We start from the raw sequence: 22,558 nt of genomic DNA on the forward strand, positions 1-22,558 counted from the left end.
TCTATTTATTAGCTCGGGTGATTAACCTACCGTCTCCAACAGAAAGGGGTATCTATCTTTGTCATGAATATCTAATTCATAGTATAATTGAAAAGATGCATGAATTAGTTATTTAATATTTTACAATAGAACTAGGAAATTCATTTACAATCCCAGGAGAGTCTTCATGTTAAAAGATTTTGTCTCAAATGCCACACTATTAATTGCTTCCTTTTCTATTATGGGAGTGTTATTTAAAGATAAGCCATTACACACTTCCTCATCACTTTCCACCAAACTTTATTGGGGCCTTTGTTTTGGAATTTTAGGAAATGTATTAATGGCATTTAGCATTCAAATAAATTCAAGTACTATTGCAGATTTACGCCATTTGGCCATTGTTATCGCTGCAATCTTTGGTGGATATATACCTGGATTGCTGGCTGCAATTCTAATTGCAGCTGGAAGAGTCATTCTTTTTGGCATTAACGAATCGTCAGTGCTGGGATCGTTCGGAGCGATATTGACTGGGATACTTTGCGGGGGACTTTCAAATATAAATATTTCAAGAACCCTTAAAGCTTTCCTAATGAATTTAATCGGGTTGTTTATTATTTCCATCATTTTTATGATTAGAATTGATAATTCACAGGTCCTTCAAAATGTTTTAATCATGCATAGTATTATATCGCTCATTGGTGGTTTTTTTGCCTATCATTTCTTTGTTTTCGTGGTTAATTCGTATGAAGTACAAACTCAATTAAAACAGAATGTACAAAAATTGAAGGAAACGGAAGAGAGATTCCGACTCCTAGCTGAATATTCAAGCGATATGATTACCATGCACAATGAAAAAGCCGAATATATATACATTTCACCTGCCGTTAAAGAAATTATTCATTTTGAATATCCTGAACTTCTTGGTAAAAGGATGGATGATTTTATTCATCCTGAAGATATTGAGTATACAAAAAAGATGTTTGAAAAAGCACTTCACAAAGGTGTGGCTGAATCAACCTACCGATACCGGACAAATATAGGAGATTATGTTTGGATTGAATCCACTCTTAAGAGTGTCCATTTTGAAGAAGATGGAAGCAAAAAGGTAATTCTCGTTTCAAGAAATATCACCGAGCGAAAACTAACGGAACAAAAATTACAAGAAGCAAATGAATTGTTAAATCGTCTCTCCTATATGGATGGTCTCACAGGGATAGCCAATCGAAGATATTTTGATGAAACGCTTGACAAAGAATGGGCGAATTCTGTTACAACCCATTCGCCAATCACCTTGATTATGTTCGATATTGATTACTTTAAGAAATACAATGATACTTATGGCCATTTAACCGGTGATTTTTGCTTACAATCCATTGCACAAGCTATTAACAATCAAATGGCTGTTAACTCTCATTATACTTTTTGCCGTTATGGAGGTGAGGAATTCGCTCTTATCTCACCTTCTACAACCATGGAGGAAGGGATGAAAATTGCTTATCAAATTCAGGAGACAATTAACTTCCTCAAAATCCCTCATATTAATTCTGAGATTGCTGATATTGTTACGCTAAGTATTGGAATAGCCACAATGGCTCCAACATCTTTTGAAAAACCTCAGGCATTAATCCAAATGGCTGATTCGGCGTTATATTTATCTAAAACAAAAGGTAGAAATACAATTTCATCTTCTCATTTATGTTTGGAAGGCTTGTAAATAAACATGCCTTCCTTTTTTATCAAATTTAAACATATTTTTCTAAATATTTCGCACAATTTGTAGTATAATGAGGAATATACAAGTAAAATTTTCCTATCAGCCCTTTATGGATGGTGATGTTAATGGAAATTACGAAACATCTTTTTTTAAACCTCTCAATATATATCATCATTTTATTTTTTTGTTTGATTTTTTTCGACAATTTTAAAAAAGTCACCATTTCTATGCCCTCACTTACGATTTTGTTTATTGCTATGTTATGGTTATGTATTCAATTCTCATACAATCCGATTCCTTCTGCCAGATATGATTTAGGGATTATTCCTCTTGTTTTAGGTGCCCTATACATTGGAATTGGCCCGATTCTAATTGGATCAATTATTATCATAAGAGGTTTCTATGGCTTTGATTTTGGCTTTTATTTAACAATGATACTTTATGCACCTCTCACAGTAGTATTTTGGCGATTATATCCATGGTTTTTAAAGCAAGTGCCCGCACGCCGCATTTTCGTTACCGTATGTTTGGGAATATCCCTTGGCATATTGACAGTCATTGGGACGAGTTTCGCCCATCCCCATTCTAACTGGCTGGATGCTTGGATAGCGTTCCTGTTCATTCCCTCACTCGGAATTGGGATTATTTCATATGGAATTGAATTTGTCAGAAGAAATAATGAAATGCAACAGGAGTTAATTAAAGCTGAAAAGTTAAAAGCAGTTGAACAAATGGGAGCGGCCATTTCCCATGAAATTCGAAATCCATTAACAGCTGCCAGCGGATTTGTTCAGCTCTTGCAAGATGATTACCTTTCTAGACAAAAACGGAAAGAATATTTATCAATAGTAAAAGAGGAGTTAATTTCTGCTGAACGGGTTATTCAAGACTATTTAACCTTTGCCAAACCATCACTTGAAGCATTTGAAGAACTAAATGTAAAAAGTGAATTACGTCAAATCATAAATATACTTCAGCCATTAGCGAACCAAAATTCAGTCGAGGTTACTACTGACTTTTCCGTTATTGGGTTCATAAAAGGGGATCGCCAGAAGTTTCGACAATGCTTTGTGAATGTCCTTAAGAACGCAATTGAATCCATGCCTCATGGAGGTTATTTAACAATAACCACTGAGTACAGTAAAAACTATGTGACGGTTAGTGTGAAAGACACAGGTGTTGGAATGACCATAGAACAGCTGGATCTATTAGGGGAGCCCTTTTATTCAACAAAAGGAAAAAATGGAACAGGCTTGGGGATGATGGTGGTCTATAGCATTGCTCGTGCAATGGATGGAGCCGTTTGGGCTGAAAGTGAAATAGGAGTAGGAACCACGTTTTATTTTAAATTTCCAACCATCTCTTCCATCATGAAGAGTGAAAATATTATCAGTTAAAACAAACCGACAAAAGGTAAACTTTTGCCGGTTTGTTTGTTTTTATTTTCCGATAAACATTTGGGTCCAGTGTTTGCCTGTCGCTTCAAATCCTACCCCAATATGAGTATAATTTGAACTTAAAATATTTTTGCGATGCCCTTCACTGTTCATCCAGGCAGTTACTACCGCTTGTGGTGTACTTTGTCCTTGAGCAATATTTTCACCTGCAGATTTATAGGTCACACCAAAGTCTCTCATCATGTCAAATGGAGATCCATAAGTAGGGCTTGTATGTGAAAAATAATTTTTTTGCTGCATATCCAGTGATTTTTTCTGAGCGACACTGTTTAGCTGGGTATCTGCCTTTAACGCCGGCAGTCCATTTTTACTGCGTTGTGCATTAGTTAAGTCAATTACTTGTTGGACGTATTGACTAACAGTTCCAGTTGTTGGAGCATTTTGCGTTTGAGTTGTCTGTTTTGGTGCTGGTGCTGGTGCTGGTGCTGGTGCTGGTGCTGGTGCTGGTGCTGTTTGCTTTGGTACTGGTGTTGTTTGCTTTGGTACTGTTTGATGAATTGGCGCTGGTTGCCCCGTTGGTGCAGGCTGCCCTGCTGGTGCCTGTCCTGTTGGTCTTTGTTGCTGGATATAAGGTTGTATCTGCTGAAATGCCCAATTTCTTGGGTCGACAGTAATATACTGGTATTTAGCATCCTGAATCAATACCGCTCTTGTATGAGGATATTGGTTACTGTTCAAAGATGTCTGATAGGCAGAAATCATATCATTATTATTGTTGTTATAATTTTTCTTATTTTTACGTTTAGTATTGAACAGATTTACATCAAGATCCGATTCACTGTTATTATTGTTTGTATAATCCTCGGTTAATGGACCATTATGGTCAATCCCATCATCTCTCCCATTACGTACATCCATGTATGGTGTGTTATTTCTCGTATTGGTGTTCATTCCGACGCGATCAGTTGTCTGATCATTAATATCATTCTTAGCATTGTTATTACAAGCAGCAAGCCCCATTGTTAAGACCGCTGTTAACAGTAACCCCACTGGTTTTTTTATCAATCGAAATACCTCCTCATGAAGATCTTGTTGCTCTCTTAGTTTTGATGATTTTCAAAGAAAGTATTGATGGAAAATAAACGTATTTAAGTATTAGACAGCCTACTTTCCCATAAAAAAAACCAACAAATGCAACTGTTGGCTTCATTAAACATATTTATTCTAATTGAGGTTTATTTTTCCAACATTGGAATTCGACCCTTATATTTGTTAATTAGTTTGCGATTATGTTCTTCTGCACCCTCAGCATTGCCACTTTTAAAGATTGGCGGTTCAAAATTTTTTTCAATCATTAGACTGATGGCTTCTACCATTATTCCATTCACAATTGCTACCCCAACGACCGTTGATCCAGACCCAAAGCTTACAGCAAGATTTTCGTGCTCCATTAAGGCATCCCCCACCTTAATATGATTATCAATAGCAAGGTCGGTACTATAATACAAATACTTACCATTTTTATGTCTTGAAGTCACGCTTTGAGTATAAACGAATGATGTAATTCCAATTACAAACGCACCTTTATTTTTAGCAATTTCGGCAACATCTATAGGCACGGGGTTCCTGCCCGAGGTTGATACAACAATGACAACATCTTGAGGCTGAATCATCACATTGCTCATAAATTGTTCAGCAAAATCATTTTCTTTTTCTAATTGGGATGATCGAACAGCCCCTTTATGAAGCATTAAATCTTCCATAAGGATTGGGTTTATTGGTACAAGTCCACCAGACCGGTAAAATAATTCTTCTGCTAGGATATGGGAATGTCCGCACCCAAAAACATGAACGATTCCATCTTTTTGGATACACTGAGCGATTTTCTCTGCAGCTATTTTGAGACTTTCATTTTCATCTCTTTCGATTGTACATAATAATTCTTTAAGCTCATGGAAGTATAGATTGAACATATAAAATAACCTCCAATAAATTTGCAATCAGCGTTTCATCTGAATCATAAACTTGTAACGGTCCGCACGATAAACAGATTTAACTAATTCCAGAGGGGTATTATCTTTTAGAAACGTATTTCTTTGGATTAACATAACTGGTGCTCCCTTGCTGATTTCCAAATAATTCGCCTCACTTTGACTGGCAATTGAGGATTCAATAATCTGTGAAGCACTATCAATTCTTAAGTCTAACTTTTCTTCAATATGTGAGTATAAGGATTTATTCACAATTTGTTCAGTAAGTCCTTTGACTAAATTCGCTGAAATATAATTTGTTTCTAAGGCCATTGGGACACTATCTGCCAAGCGTATCCGCTTGATTTCATATACAGGTCCATATTCAGAAATCAAAAGCTGTCCTGCTATTTGTCTTGTCGCAGGAATAATTTCAAAATGAATTAATTGGCTTCCCGGTTCGAATCCTCTTGCTTTCATATCTTCTGTGAAGCTTGTCAAACCTTGAAGGGGCTGTTCGATTTTCCTTTCTGCAACAAAAGTCCCCTTTCCTTGCAACCGAAACAGGTAACCCTCATTTACTAACTGTGTAAAGGCTTGTCTAACTGTCATACGGCTTATTTGATATTTTTCGGCATATTCTCTTTCCGGAGGGAGAGAATCACCGGGTCGCAATTCGCCGTTTTCAATTAATTCTTTGACATATTCCTCAATTTGATAATAAATCGGAATGGGAGAATTCTTATTAATCATTTTCCTCCAACTGCATCCTTTCCTTAAGTACCCATTTACGTTACAGAAAGGTTCAATCGTGAATAGGAATCTTTATTTTTCTATAAACATTGAACCTCTAAATCAGCTATTGCCACTTTATCTGCGATAATTGTAACACAAGGATGATTTTTCAACACTGATGCAGGAAAACTTTCATTAATCTCTCCGTTCAAGAGTCTACACAATGCATCTTTTTTCTTTTCTCCTGAAATTAGAAGAAGTATTTCTTTGCTTTTCAAAATGGTCGAAATCCCCATTGTAATTGCTTTCGTTGGAACCTCTTCAATCCTGCTAAAAAATCTTGCATTTGCTTGAATGGTCGACGGTGCTAAGTTTACAATATGCGTTTTAGAGCCAAACGAAGTTCCTGGTTCATTGAATCCAATATGCCCATTACTGCCAATCCCTAGAATTTGCAAATCAATGCCACCATGCCTGGAAATAATGTCTTCATAACGATGGCATTCTTCTTGGAAGTCAGGAGCAATACCGCTCGGGATATTTGTTTTATCTTTATTGATATCAATATAGTTAAACAAGTGGTCATTCATAAAATACCGGTAGCTATTTTTATTATCACTTGATAGCCCGATATACTCATCCAAATTAAAAGTGGTTACCTTCTGATAGGAAGTCCCGTTTTTTTGGTGATCCTCAATTAAGCTTTTGTAGGTCCCAATTGGGGTTCCGCCTGTTGCCAATCCAAGTTTAATGCTTGGATTCTGAACAACCTTATTGATTATATATTCCGCAGCCCTTTTACTCATCTGTTGATAATCTTTTACTTCAATAATCCTCATTTTTTAGTTTTCCTCCCTTTTAAAAGCAAGTGATCCACGGCAAATGGTCATATAAACTTCCATATCTTCATCTAAAATAACAATGTCCGCATCTTTTCCAACAGTAATACTGCCTTTCCGATCATAAAATCCCAGTTGCTTTGCAGGGTTTACTGAAGACATTTCAATGGCCTCATCAAGTGAACAGCCCGTGAAAGATATAATATTTTTTACTGCATGTCCCATTTTTAATATACTTCCTGCAAGTGTTCCTTCCTCAAGAATTGCTTTCCCATTTTCAACGGTGACCTCTTGACCGCCAAGGTCATATTTACCATTTTTTAAACATTTTGCCCGCATTGAGTCGGTTATCAAAATTAATCCATCACTTTGCTTTTGTTTGAATGCAAGATTAACCATTTCTGGACGGACATGCACCCCATCCACGATAATTTCAGCTTTTAATTCTTCACGTAGAAATGCTGCACCCACCACACCAGGTTCGCGATGATGAAGCCCCCTCATTTGATTAAAAAGATGGGTGACGTGATTTGCTCCAGCCTCAATGGCTTCGTTAACCTCATCATAAGTTGCAGCTGTATGACCAATCGATGCAATGATCCCATTCTCTTTTAAATATCGGATCATCGCCAATCCACTTGGCCTTTCAGGAGCCAGCGTGACAAGTTTAATTGTTTCATTGGACAACTTTTGCCATTCTTTAAGTAAGGAAACATCTGGGTCAATTATATGTTGAATCGGCTGCGCTCCTGCCATTAAGGAATTTACAAACGGCCCTTCGAGATGAATCCCAATTATTTCAGATTTTCCTGGAAATTGCTGTTCTTTAATATATTTCCCAGCATTTATTAAGGCATTTTCAATTTGTTTCCCTTCTTGGGTCATCGTAGTGGCTAAAAAGCTCGTTGTTCCTTCTTTCGGCAGAGCCATGACCATTGTGTCCAGTGCTTCCTTAGTGGCATCCATTGTGTCGGCCCCAGCCACACCGTGGATATGAACATCAATAAAACCAGGAACTGCATTATAATGGGCAGGAATTTCAATCACATTAAAGCCGTCTTTATTAGATAGCTCGTTTGATGAACCCATTTCAATAATTTTTTGATTTTTTATTTTTATATATCCATCTTCAATTATTTGTTGTTCTGAATATACTCGTGCACCCATAAGTAAAATATAATTATCGTCTGGAATCATCTTCGATACTTCCTTTCAGATTATAGCTCAATATTAACATCACCATAATCTAGTTGTCTATACCAATATCTTTATTTAGGAATTTTGAATAAAACTCCATTTTTATTTATATCAATTGGTATTAAAGTGTTTCAATCGATTAGAAGAGTAAAAACACTATTAAAATATAAAAATTGGTCTAGACATCTATAAATATTTAGTGCTATAGTTAGAAATAGAAAAGCGCTTACACCATGCATCAATTATTTTGATGAAATAATTCATATTGTAGTTAATTTTATTTACACTTTATTGGGGGTAATATTATGAAGAAATATTTACAAAGAATTGGTCGTTCATTGATGTTACCTGTAGCTGTTTTACCGGCTGCAGCCATTTTGATGGGTATTGGTTATTGGATCGACCCTACAGGATGGGGGGCAGATAGTCCGCTAGCTGCTTTCTTAATTAAAGCTGGTGCATCAATTATTGATAATATACCAATTCTATTTGCCGTTGGGGTAGCACTAGGAATGGCAAAAGAAAAAGATGGTTCATCTGCGTTAAGTGGTCTAGTAGCATACCTGGTTGTAACAACCTTGCTTTCCACGGGTTCTGTTTCATTACTACAAGGGATTAAACCGGAAGATGTAGATCCTGCGTTTGGAAAAATCGGAAATGCTTTTGTTGGTATTCTTTCCGGTATCGTAGCATCCATGATGTACAATCGATTTAGTCATGTTAAATTACCGGATGCTTTAGCATTTTTCTCAGGGAAGCGACTTGTGCCAATCATGACTGCAGTATCTATGCTTGTTGTTTCTGCAGTATTATTCTTCTTATGGCCTGTTATCTTTACAGGACTAGTATCATTCGGTAAAGGCATTTCTCACTTAGGTGCTTTTGGCGCAGGTTTATATGGCTTCTTTAACCGTTTATTGATTCCAACAGGTCTGCACCACGCCTTAAACTCCGTATTCTGGTTTGATGTAGCCGGAATTAATGATATCGGTAATTTCTGGGCTGGAAAGGGAGTAAAAGGCGTTACTGGTATGTACCAAGCTGGATTCTTCCCTGTAATGATGTTTGGTTTACCAGCAGCAGCATTGGCGATGTATCATACTGCAAAAGACAAAAAGAAAAAGACAGTGGCATCCTTAATGTTAGCAGCAGGTTTCGCAGCATTCTTTACTGGCGTAACAGAGCCAATTGAATTTGCGTTTATGTTTGTAGCACCAATGCTTTATTTAGTACATGCGGTATTAACAGGTATTTCATTAGCCATCGCAGCTGCATTCCATTGGACAGCAGGATTTGGGTTCAGTGCCGGATTAGTTGACTTTATACTAAGTTCTAGATTGCCGTTAGCAAACCACCCTTACATGTTAATCCTTCAAGGTTTAGTGTTTGCGGTTATCTATTATTTCTTATTCAGATTCATCATTACGAAATTCAACTTAATGACTCCTGGACGTGAAGAAGATGATGAGGAATCTTCTGAGATTGTCGTTCCAGCAGGCGAAAGTAAATTTGCCGCAATGGCCGCACAGATATATGAAGGACTTGGCGGAGACGCAAATGTTACTTCTGTAGACAATTGTGTAACGCGTTTAAGAATGGAAGTAAAAGACATGAATGCAGTCGACCAACAAAAAATTAAAGCGACTGGTGTACCTGGCATCAATATAGTTGGGAAGCAAAGCATTCAAGTGATTGTCGGAACCAATGTACAATTCGTTGCAGACGAAATTATAAAACATCGTAATGGGACTAATAAATTTGATAAAGCTGGGATTAATTCGGATATGACACAAAAAGTGGCGGCTTCAATTGAATCTAATGAACTCTCACCACTTTCTGAAAAAGATTTTGTTATGCCAATCGAAGGCGAAATTATTTCAATTACTGAAGTGCCAGACCAGGTTTTCTCACAAAAAATGATGGGTGAAGGATTTGGAATTATTCCATCTAAAGGTACGGTCGTTTCACCAGTGGACGGAGAAATCATGAATGTTTTCCCTACTAAGCATGCGATCGGAATTAAATCAAAGCAAGGCTATGAAATCCTTATTCATATTGGCTTGGATACTGTCAAATTAAAAGGTGAAGGCTTTAATGTACTTGTAAAAGAAGGACAGCATATTACTAAAGGTCAGGAAATCCTGAACTTCGATCTAGAATTTATTAAGAAATCAGTACCTTCAGCGATTACACCAGTTATCTTTACAAACTTAAAAAAATTAAATGTAAAGAAACAGGGACACTCAGACCAAGGTCAAGACGGAATCCTATCAATTGAATAACAACAAAAATCGGCAGGTTGCACACCTGCCGATTTTTTTGATATTTTTGGTTGAACCTCAACATACCATAATATTCAAATTATTTATTCAGAGTCAGCAACTTAACAAAGATCACCAACAATTTTTGTCCCGTGAACTTCACTAATATTTAACCTACTTGCGATATTATTTAGATTCTTATCAGTAATTCCCCCGCCGGGAAGAATAATAATTTGGTCAGCTGCAAAATTCACAAATTCCTTCAAACGGCAAAGGTTTCCTTCAATGGATTTAGAACTTGGTCCTCCGTGTGTTAAAATTCGATTCACTTGATGTTTCACAAGCCAATCAATAGCATCAAACTGATATTCATTTTTTATCTGATCAAACGCCATATGAAAGGTTACATCCAGCCCTTTCGCAAATTCTAAAAGTTTGAGCATAGCATCCTCGTCAATCCAATCAGAATCATTTAAGCAGCCAATCACCACTCCATCTGCCCCTAACTGTTTAAAATGGACAATATCATTTTGCATAATCTCAATTTCTTCTTTAGTATAAATAAAGTTTCCACCTCTGGGCCTGACCAGTGTCATTACCTTTGTATTTTTGGAGTGACAATATGCAATGGTTTTTGCAGCTACCCCGTGACTAACAGTAGTGCCTCCGACAGATAGGTTGTCACAAAGCTCAATGCGATGTCCCCCCTTTTCAATAGCCACAGGAACCAATGTGAAATTTTCTACACAAACTTCTTTTAACATATACACCCACCTTTCAAATACAACCCAAAGAATACCCTAGGAACACTAAGCAAATCAAATCTTCTGTTTTCTATCCTTCCTGTCATCTTTACCAATTTAACAATGCATAATGTATAAATTTGATGCAATAGCAAAAAAACGACTGGTGCCTGACACCAGTCGTTTTTGTTAAGCGAATAATTTTTCTTCTTCTGCTTGGAAGAAGCTCTTCATTGCATGAAATACATCTGCTTTTTGCTTAAGGATATAGTAGCGGAATTGGTCATCTTTAATATTTTTATAAGCTGACATTAAGGTAGAGTGACGATTATATTGATTTACTTCACCGTAGCCAAACATATTAGAGACTTTCATTAATTCCTCAACTAGCTTCACGCAGCGTGCGTTATCCGATGTGAGATTATCACCGTCAGAGAAATGGAATGGATAAATGTTGAACTTACGTGGATTGTATTTGGCATCAATGATTTCTAGCGCTTTGCGGTAAGCAGATGAGCAAATCGTTCCACCGCTTTCACCTTTGGAAAAGAAATCCTCCTCACTAACCACTTTTGCCTCGGTATGATGAGCAATAAACTCAATTTCAACTGTTTCATATTTTGTTCTTAAGAAGCGTGTCATCCAGAAGAAAAAGCTGCGGGCCATATATTTTTCCCATATCCCCATTGAGCCACTCGTATCCATCATGGCGATGACAACCGCTTTTGAATCCGGTTTGATTACCTCGTTCCATGTCTTGAATTTTAAATCATCCTTGTAAATAGGATGAAATGCAGGCTTCCCAGTCATTGCATTCCTTTTAAAAGCAGACATCATCGTCCGTTTCTTATCGATATTTCCCATTAATCCTGTCTTGCGAATATCATTGAATTCAATGTTTTCAACAAGATGTTCTTGTTCTTCTTTTCTTTTTAAATTTGGAAGCTCCAATTGTTTAAATAATGCTTCCTCAAGTTCCATTAAGGATACTTCTGCCTCAAAGTAATCCTCACCCGCTTGGTCCCCAGCCCCTTGGCCTTTGCCAGGTCCCTTTTGACCGCTGGAGCCGTCACGTGCTACTACATCACCTACTTGACTGTCACCATCACCTTGGCCCACGTGTTTGTTCTTGTCATAATTATAACGAATTTTATATTCGTCCAATGAGCGAATCGGAATTTTTACTACATCTCGACCATTAGACATAATTATGCTCTCTTCTGTAATCAAGTCTGGAAGATTATTGCGAATTGCCTCCTGGACCTTTTCCTGGTGTCGCTGCTGATCATCGTGGCCTTTGCGGTGGAGGGACCAATCTTCTCTTGAAATGACATATTGATGGTTGTTAACTGACAATGTAAACCCCTCCTTATTAATTTTTAGTTTCCAAAATGCACACATTTTTATCAAAAACATACTATAACTCGAGTGAAAAAATGAAGATAAATATGGATTACTTTATCCTATGCAGAAACATAGAATAATTTACAAATTATTTAGACAATTGTGCTTATGCCTATGAAAATGGACAAAGTATCAATGTTGATGCAACACGGGTTTCTGTTGCCCTTTATAAGGAAAAAAATAGACTGACAGATTACCTTCTGCCAGTCCTACCTATTTTAATCCACTTATCTGTTTAATAGACTTCCAACATAGCGCAGTAATTCGTTAGCTGATGTTGTATTATAGCCATGCTCATCAACTAGCCTAGCAACCACATTATTAATCTTCTTCAATTGCTGTTCATCAGGAGTTTTCGATGAAGTAGTAATTTTTACAACATCCTTTAAATCGGCAAACAACTTCTTTTGAATCGCTTCACGAAGGCGATCATGAGAGTTATAGTCAAAACGTTTACCTTTTCTTGCAAATGCGGATATTCGAATTAATACTTCTTCCCTGAAAGCCTTTTTCGCATTTTCAGAAATTCCAATTTGTTCTTCAATGGAACGCATCAGCTTTTCATCTGGATTGATTTCTTCTCCAGTAAGCGGGTCACGAAGTTTTGATTTGTTGCAATAAGCTTCAACATTATCAAGATAATTATCCATTAACGTTTTCGCAGACTCTTCATACGAATATACAAAGGCTTTTTGTACTTCCTTCTTGGCAATATTGTCATACTCTTTCCGAGCTAATGAGATGTAATTCATATAACGTTCGCGTAACTCTGCCGTGATGGATGGATGTTGATCAAGGCCATCTTTTAATGATCTTAATACATCAAGTGCATTAATAGATGGTATTTCTTTACGAATAATGGTAGATGAAATTCGGTTGATCACGTAACGAGGGTCAATACCACTCATACCTTCATCTGGGTATTCCTTCTTAAGTTCATCCACATCCGCCGTATTAAAGCCTTCCACATTTTCTCCATCATAAAGGCGCATTTTCTTAAGTAAATCTATATCGCCTTTCTTCGGTTCCTTTAAACGAGTAAGAATGGTAAACATAGCAGCAACCTTTAACGTATGCGGTGCGATATGAACATCAGAAACATCACTTTCATTAATCATCTTTTCATAAATTCTTTCCTCTTGTGACGCCTTCAAGTTATAAGGTATTGGCATGACAATAATTCGTGAATGGAGTGCTTCATTTTTCTTATTAGAGATAAAGGAACGATACTCTGTCTCGTTCGTATGAGCAACTATTAGCTCATCAGCACTGATTAGAGCAAACCTGCCTGCCTTAAAATTTCCTTCTTGAGTAAGAGATAGCAAGTGCCACAAGAATTTCTCATCACACTTTAGCATCTCCTGGAACTCCATCATTCCTCGGTTAGCCTTATTTAGTTCACCATCGAAGCGGTAGGCACGCGGATCTGATTCAGAACCAAATTCTGCAATCGTTGAAAAATCAATACTACCCGTTAAATCGGCAATATCCTGTGATTTCGGATCGGATGGGCTAAATGTTCCGATTCCTGTTCGTTTATCCTCGGAGAAGAAGATTCTTTCAACTAAAACATCCTCAATTCGTCCACCATACTCCTGTTCTAGACGCATCATATTCAATGGTGAAAGATTACCTTCGATGCGGATTCCATACTCATCATGGAAATCCTTTCGCAAATGGTGTGGAATTAAATGCAATGGATCTTCATGCATTGGGCATCCTTTAATGGCAAATACAGAGCCTCTATCCGTAAGAGAGTAGGCTTCAAGACCCCTTTTCAGCATAGTAACAAGGGTGGACTTCCCGCCGCTTACAGGACCCATTAACAATAAAATACGCTTCCTTACATCGAGCCTTTTTGCTGCCGGATGGAAGTATTCCTCAACAAGCCGTTCAAGCGATTCCTCTAAACCAAATAATTGATTGCTAAAGAATTCATACTTTTTTGTCCCTTTTTCTTCAGTAATACCTGCATCTTTAAGCATATTATAAACTCGTGAATGTGCCGACTGTGCAACCCATGGCTTCTCTTTCAACAACTGTAAATAATCTGCGAATGACCCTTCCCAACGTAACTTTTCTTCTTCTTCGCGATACATCTCGATTTTTTTTAGAATATCCATAAGGCCCTCCCCCTGTAGGTTAATCAGAGACGATTAATATACTCTATGCTGATAAGCTATTGAACATGCGTAACCAATGCGAGTTAGCGTCTATCTTTTTTGCTACAATAAAAAGAATCTTCCTCTTTTCATTTTTGTAAGATAGGCTATAATAAAACTATATGTGTGATAAAAATGAAAAATGTATGACAAAGGGGGCAATACATAAACATGAACACTTTCATTGTAATTTTAGTAATGATCACGTTTTTGACTGCAATCTTAACATCAGGTTATAATGACAAACCAGGTTCTTCAAAATAAAAAAAACTGCCGATTTGGCAGTTTTTTTTATTTAAGATCAAGTTTATTTTTTTGAACAAATTCCTTCATATACATCCTGCTCTTTCGATCAAGCATTTTAGCCATTTGTTCACTCCAGCGGTCCTTTCTTTTCCCTTCGGTCCGCTCATCGTAGTAGGAGGAAATAAAATCATCGTATTTTTGAAGCTGACTAATATATACCTGTTTATCTTGTTCATATTCATCTTCATGGTAGATATGTTCAAACGGGAGCCTTGGTTTTATATCTGTCAATTTAGTTGGAACTCCAACAGTGAGTCCAAACAAAGGAATGACCCGTTCAGGAGTTTTTAACAGCTTTTTAACCTCTTCAAGATTATTGCGTATTCCACCTATGTAACAAATTCCCAACCCCATCGATTCAGCTGCTATTGCGGCATTTTGTGCTGCCAAAGATGCATCTATTAGAGCAACCATGAACTTTTCCGTACTTTCGATAGAAGGAGTAACATCTGTTTGTACCATCTCCCCAATAATGGAATGACGATTAAGATCCGCACAAAAAATGAAAAAGTGGCCGTTTATTTCAACATATTCCTGGTTACCGGCAATCTCAGCCAATTTTTTCTTTTTTGCTTTGTCTTTAACACCAATAATCGAATAGGCTTGAATAAAACTCGATGTCGACGCTGATTGGGCACAAGAAACAATCGTTTTGATTTGTTCCTCCGTTAAGGGCATGTCCTCAAAATGACGGAGGGAGCGATGGTTTAGAATCGTTTCAATAACTTCATTCATAACATTCTTCCTTTCATTAATCAAAAGGAGGCCCGACTGGACCCCCATCAATTATTTTAGATGCGCATAATTTTGCTGTCGCAGCGCTTCATAGATGAGAATGGCGGCTGTATTAGACAGGTTTAAGGAACGAATATTTTCATTCATTGGAATCCTTAAACTTACATCCTTATTTTTTTCGATAATATCTTTGGGAAGTCCTGTCGTTTCTCGTCCAAAGATAAAGAAGTAATTTTTGCTTAAATTACTATAATCAAAGCTGCTAAAAGCCTTTTGACCAAATTTGGTTATATAAAAAAATTCACCGCCGGCATTCTTTTCATAAAAGTCCTCTAGTGAATCATAGTAGACAATATTGACGAATTGCCAGTAATCCAAGCCTGCTCTTTTTAACATTTTGTCATCAGTCGAAAAACCTAATGGACGAATTAAATGTAAGTTGGTATCTGTTCCTGCGCATGTCCTTGCGATATTTCCAGTATTGGAAGGGATCTGTGGCTGATATAAAACTACATTTATTGACACGTTGCTCACCTCGATAAATAACTCTACATGCCATTATACCATTAAGATTTTTCCTTTCAATATAGAAGCAATTTTAACCGAGAATTGTATAAAACTTATATTTCATTTTAGGTGTATAGGCAGATGAATCCTCATATGCCCAGTACCTCATCCGGCTATTATACGTATGGGCATTCACTAACGGCATTCCATTTGCATCTTTACCCGTTACAATTGTATTATGATTAAATCGTCCATCCCCTTCGAAATCATAGCAAATAATATCGCCTAATAACAATTGATCAGGGCTGTTGACTTCCCTGGCACGTAAACCACTTTTTGAATTAGCAAAGTATAGCTTTAGAGAATGCGCCACCACCCAGCTATAGCTCCAATTATTATTTTGGAGCCACCAGCCTGAACCCTTGACAGGATAACCTCTCATCGGTGCCCCGCCTATATGAAGGCATTGTGAGATAAAGTTGGTGCAATCATTTTCAAATTTTTTATAAGCAGGATTGTGGCTATTCCACCAGCGTTCCGCATATTGCACAGCTTTTAAGCGATTATATTGAAAGCTTAGTCGCTCATCAGTCTCCTCTAAGCTCTGTGTTATTGGCAGTGGAGAAGGTTCTTGATATTCATAAGGTTTGATTTCCTCATCCATCACTAAAGCCTTTTTATAAAACTTAGCTAATCTATCTTCTATTTCTTCTTCGATGTATAGAATCTCTTTTTGCTTAATTAAATATTGATAATGGGCTTGATATTTTACCGTTTGAAATTCTTCCTCCTCATTCATCTCTATTATTCGGCCTGCTGCTTTAACCTTGACAATTTCTGCATCCCTTTTTGAAAATGCACTTTGTTTCTGTTCAGCCTTTGGAAAAAATACTTTATGATTTCTTTTATCGGAAACAAACTGATTTACTCTCTTTTCAAATAAATCTTGAATTAAATGAAGCATACTCTCCACCCCTTTCTTTCATACATATGAAAGGAGACAGAGTTTAATCAAAAAAATAAGCGAACTACGTGAGTTCGCTCATTTTTACCTATAAAAACTAAAGCCTTTTTCTATTTCACTTTGTACTTCAGGATCTTTTTCATGTGCCTGAGCCCTTTCAAGTGCAGAAAAGGCTGTTTCCCCGCCAATTTTGCCCAAGGCCCAAGCAGCTGTTCCTCTCAAAACCGGGCTTCCCTCATTTTCCAAAACTTCAACTAAATCCGGAATCGCTGATTCATCCTTAAAATGGGCTAGCGCAATGATCGCATTCCTCTGAATGGGTTTTTTCCCTCTCCAAGAACCAGCTACGTTTCCAAATTTAGCTTTAAATTCCCGATTACTTAATTTTAAGATTGGCTTTAGTAGCGGTTTGGCAATATCAGAATCCGCCTCAAGTTCCTCATGAAAATGAAAGTTCTTCCCTTTGTTAACCGGACATGCTGTTTGGCAGGAATCGCAGCCATAGACACGATTACCAATTTTCTCTCTAAATTCATCGGGGATAAATGTTTTTGTTTGGGTTAAAAAAGAAATACAGCGCTGTGCATTTATTTGTCCACCTTGAACCAATGCCCCTGTTGGACATGCATCCAAACACTTGGTGCACGACCCGCATTGGTCTTCAATCGGTGTATCCGGTTCAAACGGAATACTCGTAATCATTTCTCCAAGATATACATAGGACCCAAACTCAGGTGTAATAATCGCACAATTCTTCCCGCTCCAGCCAATTCCTGCGCGCTCTGCCACAGCACGGTCAGAGAGCTCCCCAGTATCGACCATCGATTTTAACCGCGCTTCCGGCATTCTTGCTAAGATAAACTCCTCAAGTTTATTCAACCGGTCCTTTAGAGCATGATGATAATCGAGACCCCATGAGGCCCTGCTGAATATTCCTCTTCTCTCACCCTTTTTACTTTCTACACGGTTATTCATTTTTGAAGGATAGGCAATCGCAATGGCAATGATTGAACGAGGTTCCTCTAATAATAATGAAGGGGTCACTCTTTTTTCAATATCTGGTTCTTCAAATCCTGATTGGAAGTTAAGCTCTTGCTGTCTTACTAATCGATTTTTCAATTCAGTGAAAGTGTCAGCGGTCGTGAAACCAATTTTATCGATTCCAATTTCTTTACTGTATTTAATTAATTCTTCCTTTAGCTTGTTTATATTAATAGAGTGACCCTCCCTTCTTACTAGAATGAACAAATGGATATATATTTTAAAATGGCATGTTTTATTGGAAAATAAAATAGGAAAAAACGCAATGCATCGTTCTCCTATGTAACGATACACTGCGTTAGTTAGTATGTATGGAGCGGGTGAAGAGAATCGAACTCTCATCATCAGCTTGGAAGGCTGAGGTTTTACCACTAAACTACACCCGCAAAGGATTAATATTAATGTCATCAACTGACCTTTTCAATAATACACACTATTTTTAACATCGTCAAGGGAAAAACGCATATTTTGTCGAATTTATTTTTTAGTGGTGAAAAAATATTACAGCCTTACTCTAATCGTTTAAGCTGAAAAAAACCGGTCACTGACCGGTTTTTCGTTATATACTCCTTACTACTACTTAGAAACGGAAACTTGTTCAAAAGGCCATGCTGGCAATTGTTTACGAAGTGGCCTATCTTCCCTATAACCTAAAGCGTACTCCCCTTGCATAATCGTATGGATTTCTCTCGTGCCTTCATAAATGACTGGGGCTTTAGAGTTCCGCAAAAAGCGTTCAACTGGATATTCATCGGAATAGCCATACGCCCCATGGATTTGAACGGCATCATTTGCCGCATCAAAAGCAGCATTACAGGAAATCCACTTAGCTAGTGACGTCTCCTGGGTATTTCGTTTCCCCTGATTCTTTAACCAACCCGCTTTAAAGACCAGCAGTCTAGAAATCTCAAGATTTGCACTCATTTTTGCAATCATTTGCTGTACAAGCTGGTGTTTTCCAATCTCTTTCCCAAATGTTTTTCGTTCATGGCAATACTTTAGGCTTGCTTCAAGGCTCGCTTCTATTAAGCCAACTGCTCCTGCAGCTACTGTAAATCGACCATTATCTAGTGCGGCCATGGCAATTTTAAACCCTTCGCCTTCTTCACCCAATCTATTCTCAACAGGTACTTTTACATCGGTTAAAAATACTTCTCCAGTATTTCCTGCGCGAATACCCAACTTACCCTTGATAGCCTTCGTTTCAACCCCTTCAAAACTACGTTCTACAATAAATGCAGTGATTCCTTTATGCCCAATATCATGGTCTGTCTTGGCAAAAATCAAGAAATGGTCGGCAACATCACAGAGAGAAATCCATGTTTTAGACCCATTCAGAATATAGTAATCTCTCTTTCTAGCAGCAGTTGTATTCATCGCAGCCACATCAGACCCCGCATTCGGTTCTGTTAATCCGAAAGCGCCAATTTTTCGGCCCTGTGCTTGAGGGACTAAATACGTTTGTTTTTGTTGCTCAGTTCCCCATTGCAATAGCGTCATACTATTTAGCCCTGTATGAACAGAAACGGCTGTTCGATAGGCAGTATCTCCTCGTTCTAGTTCCTCACATACAATAGCTAGTGTATTATAATCCATGCCAGCACCGCCATACTCTTCAGGGATACAGACACCCATGACTTGCAGATCGGCTAATTTTTTCAAAATCACAGGTTCAAAATGACCTTGGCGATCCCACTCCTGAATATTTGGAATGATTTCCTTATCGACAAATTTTCTCACCATTTCCTTAACACTTTGCTGCTCATCTGTTAATTCAAAGTTCATCATTTAATATATCCTCCCTAAATAATACTTTTTTGTTTTAAATTAGCTATTTCTTCGGAATTGTATCCAATACTCTCTAATAGGGTTTCTGTGTGTTCGCCAAACAGTGGGGGATGTCTCCTCATCGTTACTGGTGTTTGTGATAACTTCAACGGGGAGCCCGTTAATTGAAGTGTATCAATTAATGGATGCTCCATTTCCACTATCATCTCTCGTGCCTTTATCTGTGGATCTTCAAATATTTCAGCAATGGTGTTGATTGGGCCATTCGGTACCCCGGCTGCATCTAATCGTTCCTTCCACTCTACTTTTGTTTTTTTTGAAAGCAGTTCTTCACAAATGGTAATCAATTTATCGTTATTGTTTAGACGCTGTTCATTATGAATAAATTCTTCCATTTCCGCTAATTCAGGTCTTCCCAAAGCAGCAGCAAATTGCTTAAACTGCTGATCATTTCCCACTGCAATGACAAGCTCACCGTCCTTTGTCCTAAACACTTGATATGGGGAAATATTTGGGTGCCGGTTCCCCATTCGCTTTGGAATCACACCACTACATAAATAATTACTCGCCACGTTAATTAATGAGGAAACCTGGCAATCCAGCAGTGAAATATCAATTTTCTGCCCTTCTCCAGCCTCGTTTCGATGCTGCAAAGCCGCTAATATCCCTATACAGGTATATAATCCCGTTAATACATCTGTGATTGCCACTCCGACTTTTACCGGACTCCCATCAGGTTCACCAGTGATGCTCATCAGCCCACTCATGGCTTGAATGATATAATCATAGCCAGGTAAATCCTTATATGGACCCGTTGACCCAAACCCCGTAATAGAAGCCATAATCATCCCGGGGTTATTGGCTTTTAGTTGCGAATATCCTAAACCCATTTTTTCAAGTGTTCCAGATTTAAAGTTTTGAATCACGACATCGCAGTTTGATGCCAGTTTGGCAAAAATCTCTTTTCCCTCTTCTGATTTAAGATTAAGTGTCATACTTTGTTTATTCCGATTGGCACATAAATAGTACGAACTTTCTCCATTTACAAACGGTGGTCCCCAGCCTCTTGTTTCATCACCTAAAGCATAGTGTTCAATCTTTATTACTTCTGCTCCCAAGTCCCCGAGAATCATGGAGCAAAATGGTCCTGCCAGTACGCGTGAAGCATCTAAAATTCGGATTCCATCAAGTGCCCCTTTCACACTTATCACCTCTTTCCGATTATTAAAAAAACAAAAAGGAGCCAGCAAAACAAACAATGAAATATCCCATTGATTGCTCTACTGACTCCTATTCATAGCTCGTCTTCCCGCAAAGGAAGATCAAGTGAATATAGTCAATTTTAATATAATCTTTTTTCTTACGATCATCTGGTCATGCAGCAAGGACATTGCTGTCACCCAGTTGTTATTTTAACTATATACTAATAATTTGAATTTTTCAACAATTAATTTTCAATAGATTTGATTTGCTGATAATGGAGATCTAGATCTTTTAACGCCGCCACCAACGCATTAGCCGCCTTTCCACGGTAATACATTTGCAGCGCAGCAATTGCTTCATCTATACCGTCATTTAAACTCATTCCCCTTAACACTTGGCCAACAAATTCACGGGCATGTTCGGTAGCCAATGTACAAGAGGCACTGAGTATGACCCCATATTTTCTATCAATTTCTGCTGTAATCGTCAATGTTTCAAATACACTTTTTGCTGCCATCCCTTGGGGTAACCTTGCATGCCCTGCAATAAACAAAGTTTTTCCGTTCATCAATAGAATCTACCTTTCTTTTAAAAAAATGTAGTATAGGATGTATTTTACATTAGTTACTGATAATTTGAAATAAGATGTACGATGAGGAGCCGGGGGAAGAATTGTTACCGTCTTTACGGTTTATCAACAACAACGGGCACGATTATTGTCTATTCGTTACCGTTATCATGCTTTTTCATTTCTGATGGGCACGAATAGCTTCTATTCGTTACCATACAAGAATTCTACCATCAATTATAGTAACGAATAGATTCATCATTCTTAAAACTTAGGAAAATTACCTTAGGTAAAATATCCATAAAGCGATAAATTTGCAAAAAAAAACGTTTCTCAAATTTATCTGAGAAACGTTTTTTTTAAAACAAATTGATACCGGTGATCGGGGTCGAACCGATACTCCTCACGGAACACGATTTTGAGTCGTGCGCGTCTGCCAATTCCGCCACACCGGCGCGTATAAAATTGTTTTGATAAAGCAATGCCGAGGACCGGAATCGAACCGGTACGGTAGTCACCTACCGCAGGATTTTAAGTCCTGTGCGTCTGCCAGTTCCGCCACCCCGGCGAAATCTAATTATCTGTTCTTATCCATAGTTTGCAAATAGTTAATGGAGGCGGCAACCGGATTCGAACCGGTGGTAAAGGTTTTGCAGACCTCTGCCTTACCACTTGGCTATGCCGCCATTAATATTGGAGCGGAAGACGGGATTCGAACCCGCGACCCCCACCTTGGCAAGGTGATGTTCTACCACTGAACTACTTCCGCAAATTGGCTGGGCTAGCTGGATTTGAACCAACGCATGTCGCAGTCAAAGTGCGATGCCTTACCGCTTGGCTATAGCCCAACGTTTTATTGATTTTTTAATATTTATATTATGGGGCGACTGATGGGAATCGAACCCACGAATGCCTGAACCACAATCAGGTGCGTTAACCACTTCGCCACAATCGCCACAATATAATTGGCAGGGGTAGTAGGAATTGAACCCACACCAAAGGTTTTGGAGACCTTCGTTCTACCTTTAAACTATACCCCTATAAA

General features: G+C 38.0%; 18 protein-coding genes, 8 tRNA genes and 1 pseudogene. 4 read left to right on the forward strand and 23 right to left on the reverse strand.

What is annotated here, in order from left to right:
- Window positions 1-166: 166 nt before the first annotated feature.
- Both BDR01S_RS21685 and BDR01S_RS21690 read left to right on the forward strand, forming a co-directional pair.
- The gene (locus BDR01S_RS21685) at window positions 167-1,693 is read left to right on the forward strand and encodes a diguanylate cyclase domain-containing protein (RefSeq protein ID WP_066251663.1); all 1,527 of its coding nucleotides are present in this window, start codon (window positions 167-169) and stop codon (window positions 1,691-1,693) included.
- Between the two features lie 257 nt (window positions 1,694-1,950).
- Entirely contained in the window at window positions 1,951-3,090 is a 1,140-nt protein-coding gene (locus BDR01S_RS21690) for an ATP-binding protein (protein WP_369691102.1), read from the forward strand.
- Between the two features lie 42 nt (window positions 3,091-3,132).
- On the opposite strand, the gene BDR01S_RS21695 is transcribed toward BDR01S_RS21690, so the two are convergent.
- The 5 genes from BDR01S_RS21695 to nagA form a co-directional block, all read right to left on the reverse strand.
- The gene (locus BDR01S_RS21695; RefSeq protein WP_235846635.1) at window positions 3,133-4,155 is read right to left on the reverse strand and encodes a CAP domain-containing protein; all 1,023 of its coding nucleotides are present in this window, start codon (window positions 4,153-4,155) and stop codon (window positions 3,133-3,135) included.
- Window positions 4,156-4,325: 170 nt separating this feature from the next.
- Entirely contained in the window at window positions 4,326-5,063 is a 738-nt protein-coding gene (locus BDR01S_RS21700) for an SIS domain-containing protein (protein ID WP_066251658.1), read from the reverse strand.
- A 27-nt stretch (window positions 5,064-5,090) separates the two neighbouring features.
- Window positions 5,091-5,813 (reverse strand): GntR family transcriptional regulator, encoded by a 723-nt coding sequence (locus tag BDR01S_RS21705; protein ID WP_066251656.1) that lies wholly within the window; start codon window positions 5,811-5,813, stop codon window positions 5,091-5,093.
- An 80-nt stretch (window positions 5,814-5,893) separates the two neighbouring features.
- Window positions 5,894-6,634, reverse strand: a complete 741-nt coding sequence (gene nagB / locus BDR01S_RS21710) for a glucosamine-6-phosphate deaminase (protein WP_066251653.1) — start codon at window positions 6,632-6,634, stop codon at window positions 5,894-5,896.
- Between the two features lie 3 nt (window positions 6,635-6,637).
- Window positions 6,638-7,831 (reverse strand): N-acetylglucosamine-6-phosphate deacetylase, encoded by a 1,194-nt coding sequence (gene nagA / locus BDR01S_RS21715; RefSeq protein ID WP_066251650.1) that lies wholly within the window; start codon window positions 7,829-7,831, stop codon window positions 6,638-6,640.
- Between the two features lie 305 nt (window positions 7,832-8,136).
- On the opposite strand from nagA, the pseudogene nagE reads away from it, so the two are divergent.
- Together nagE and BDR01S_RS26345 are read left to right on the forward strand one after the other, a co-directional pair.
- Window positions 8,137-9,573, forward strand: a pseudogene (gene nagE, locus BDR01S_RS21720) (N-acetylglucosamine-specific PTS transporter subunit IIBC); the annotation flags it as partial.
- Between the two features lie 111 nt (window positions 9,574-9,684).
- Window positions 9,685-10,113: a PTS sugar transporter subunit IIA gene (locus BDR01S_RS26345; RefSeq protein ID WP_235846636.1), complete on the forward strand. Its 429-nt coding sequence runs from the start codon at window positions 9,685-9,687 to the stop codon at window positions 10,111-10,113.
- 101 nt (window positions 10,114-10,214) lie between these two features.
- Here BDR01S_RS26345 and BDR01S_RS21725 read toward each other — a convergent pair whose 3' ends face one another.
- The 18 genes from BDR01S_RS21725 to BDR01S_RS21810 form a co-directional block, all read right to left on the reverse strand.
- Window positions 10,215-10,856, reverse strand: a complete 642-nt coding sequence (locus BDR01S_RS21725) for a copper homeostasis protein CutC (protein ID WP_066251645.1) — start codon at window positions 10,854-10,856, stop codon at window positions 10,215-10,217.
- Window positions 10,857-11,024: 168 nt separating this feature from the next.
- Window positions 11,025-12,191, reverse strand: a complete 1,167-nt coding sequence (gene yhbH / locus BDR01S_RS21730; RefSeq protein WP_166262645.1) for a sporulation protein YhbH — start codon at window positions 12,189-12,191, stop codon at window positions 11,025-11,027.
- Between the two features lie 275 nt (window positions 12,192-12,466).
- Window positions 12,467-14,362 carry a PrkA family serine protein kinase gene (locus BDR01S_RS21735; protein ID WP_066251642.1) on the reverse strand — a complete coding sequence of 632 codons (1,896 nt, stop codon included), beginning with the start codon at window positions 14,360-14,362 and terminating at the stop codon, window positions 12,467-12,469.
- A gap of 330 nt (window positions 14,363-14,692) precedes the next feature.
- Complete coding sequence (gene nfsA / locus BDR01S_RS21740) at window positions 14,693-15,442, reverse strand: oxygen-insensitive NADPH nitroreductase (RefSeq protein WP_066251639.1); 750 nt, start codon at window positions 15,440-15,442, stop codon at window positions 14,693-14,695.
- A 51-nt stretch (window positions 15,443-15,493) separates the two neighbouring features.
- Complete coding sequence (gene trmL, locus BDR01S_RS21745; protein ID WP_066251636.1) at window positions 15,494-15,967, reverse strand: tRNA (uridine(34)/cytosine(34)/5-carboxymethylaminomethyluridine(34)-2'-O)-methyltransferase TrmL; 474 nt, start codon at window positions 15,965-15,967, stop codon at window positions 15,494-15,496.
- 73 nt (window positions 15,968-16,040) lie between these two features.
- Window positions 16,041-16,913 (reverse strand): amidase domain-containing protein, encoded by an 873-nt coding sequence (locus BDR01S_RS21750; protein ID WP_066251634.1) that lies wholly within the window; start codon window positions 16,911-16,913, stop codon window positions 16,041-16,043.
- Between the two features lie 84 nt (window positions 16,914-16,997).
- Complete coding sequence (gene queG / locus BDR01S_RS21755) at window positions 16,998-18,128, reverse strand: tRNA epoxyqueuosine(34) reductase QueG (RefSeq protein WP_066259751.1); 1,131 nt, start codon at window positions 18,126-18,128, stop codon at window positions 16,998-17,000.
- A gap of 138 nt (window positions 18,129-18,266) precedes the next feature.
- A tRNA-Gly gene (locus BDR01S_RS21760) sits at window positions 18,267-18,340 on the reverse strand.
- Between the two features lie 190 nt (window positions 18,341-18,530).
- Window positions 18,531-19,739, reverse strand: coding sequence for an acyl-CoA dehydrogenase family protein (locus BDR01S_RS21765; protein WP_066259745.1), 1,209 nt, complete (start codon window positions 19,737-19,739; stop codon window positions 18,531-18,533).
- A gap of 17 nt (window positions 19,740-19,756) precedes the next feature.
- On the reverse strand, window positions 19,757-20,944 hold the full coding sequence (locus BDR01S_RS21770; RefSeq protein WP_066251632.1) for a CaiB/BaiF CoA transferase family protein: 1,188 nt from the start codon (window positions 20,942-20,944) through the stop codon (window positions 19,757-19,759).
- 245 nt (window positions 20,945-21,189) lie between these two features.
- Window positions 21,190-21,513: a DUF3870 domain-containing protein gene (locus BDR01S_RS21775; protein WP_066251630.1), complete on the reverse strand. Its 324-nt coding sequence runs from the start codon at window positions 21,511-21,513 to the stop codon at window positions 21,190-21,192.
- Window positions 21,514-21,886: 373 nt separating this feature from the next.
- Window positions 21,887-21,968, reverse strand: a tRNA-Leu gene (locus tag BDR01S_RS21780).
- A 27-nt stretch (window positions 21,969-21,995) separates the two neighbouring features.
- Window positions 21,996-22,081: transfer RNA gene (locus tag BDR01S_RS21785), tRNA-Leu, on the reverse strand.
- A gap of 44 nt (window positions 22,082-22,125) precedes the next feature.
- Window positions 22,126-22,199: transfer RNA gene (locus BDR01S_RS21790), tRNA-Cys, on the reverse strand.
- 8 nt (window positions 22,200-22,207) lie between these two features.
- Window positions 22,208-22,282, reverse strand: a tRNA-Gly gene (locus tag BDR01S_RS21795).
- A 4-nt stretch (window positions 22,283-22,286) separates the two neighbouring features.
- Window positions 22,287-22,361 (reverse strand) — tRNA-Gln (locus BDR01S_RS21800).
- Between the two features lie 31 nt (window positions 22,362-22,392).
- Window positions 22,393-22,468, reverse strand: a tRNA-His gene (locus BDR01S_RS21805).
- A gap of 11 nt (window positions 22,469-22,479) precedes the next feature.
- Window positions 22,480-22,553: transfer RNA gene (locus tag BDR01S_RS21810), tRNA-Trp, on the reverse strand.
- Between the last annotated feature and the right edge of the window lie 5 nt (window positions 22,554-22,558).

It is taken from the genome of Neobacillus drentensis NBRC 102427, from assembly GCF_001591445.1.
In the GTDB taxonomy this organism is placed as follows: Bacteria; Bacillota; Bacilli; order Bacillales; family Cytobacillaceae; genus Neobacillus; species Neobacillus drentensis.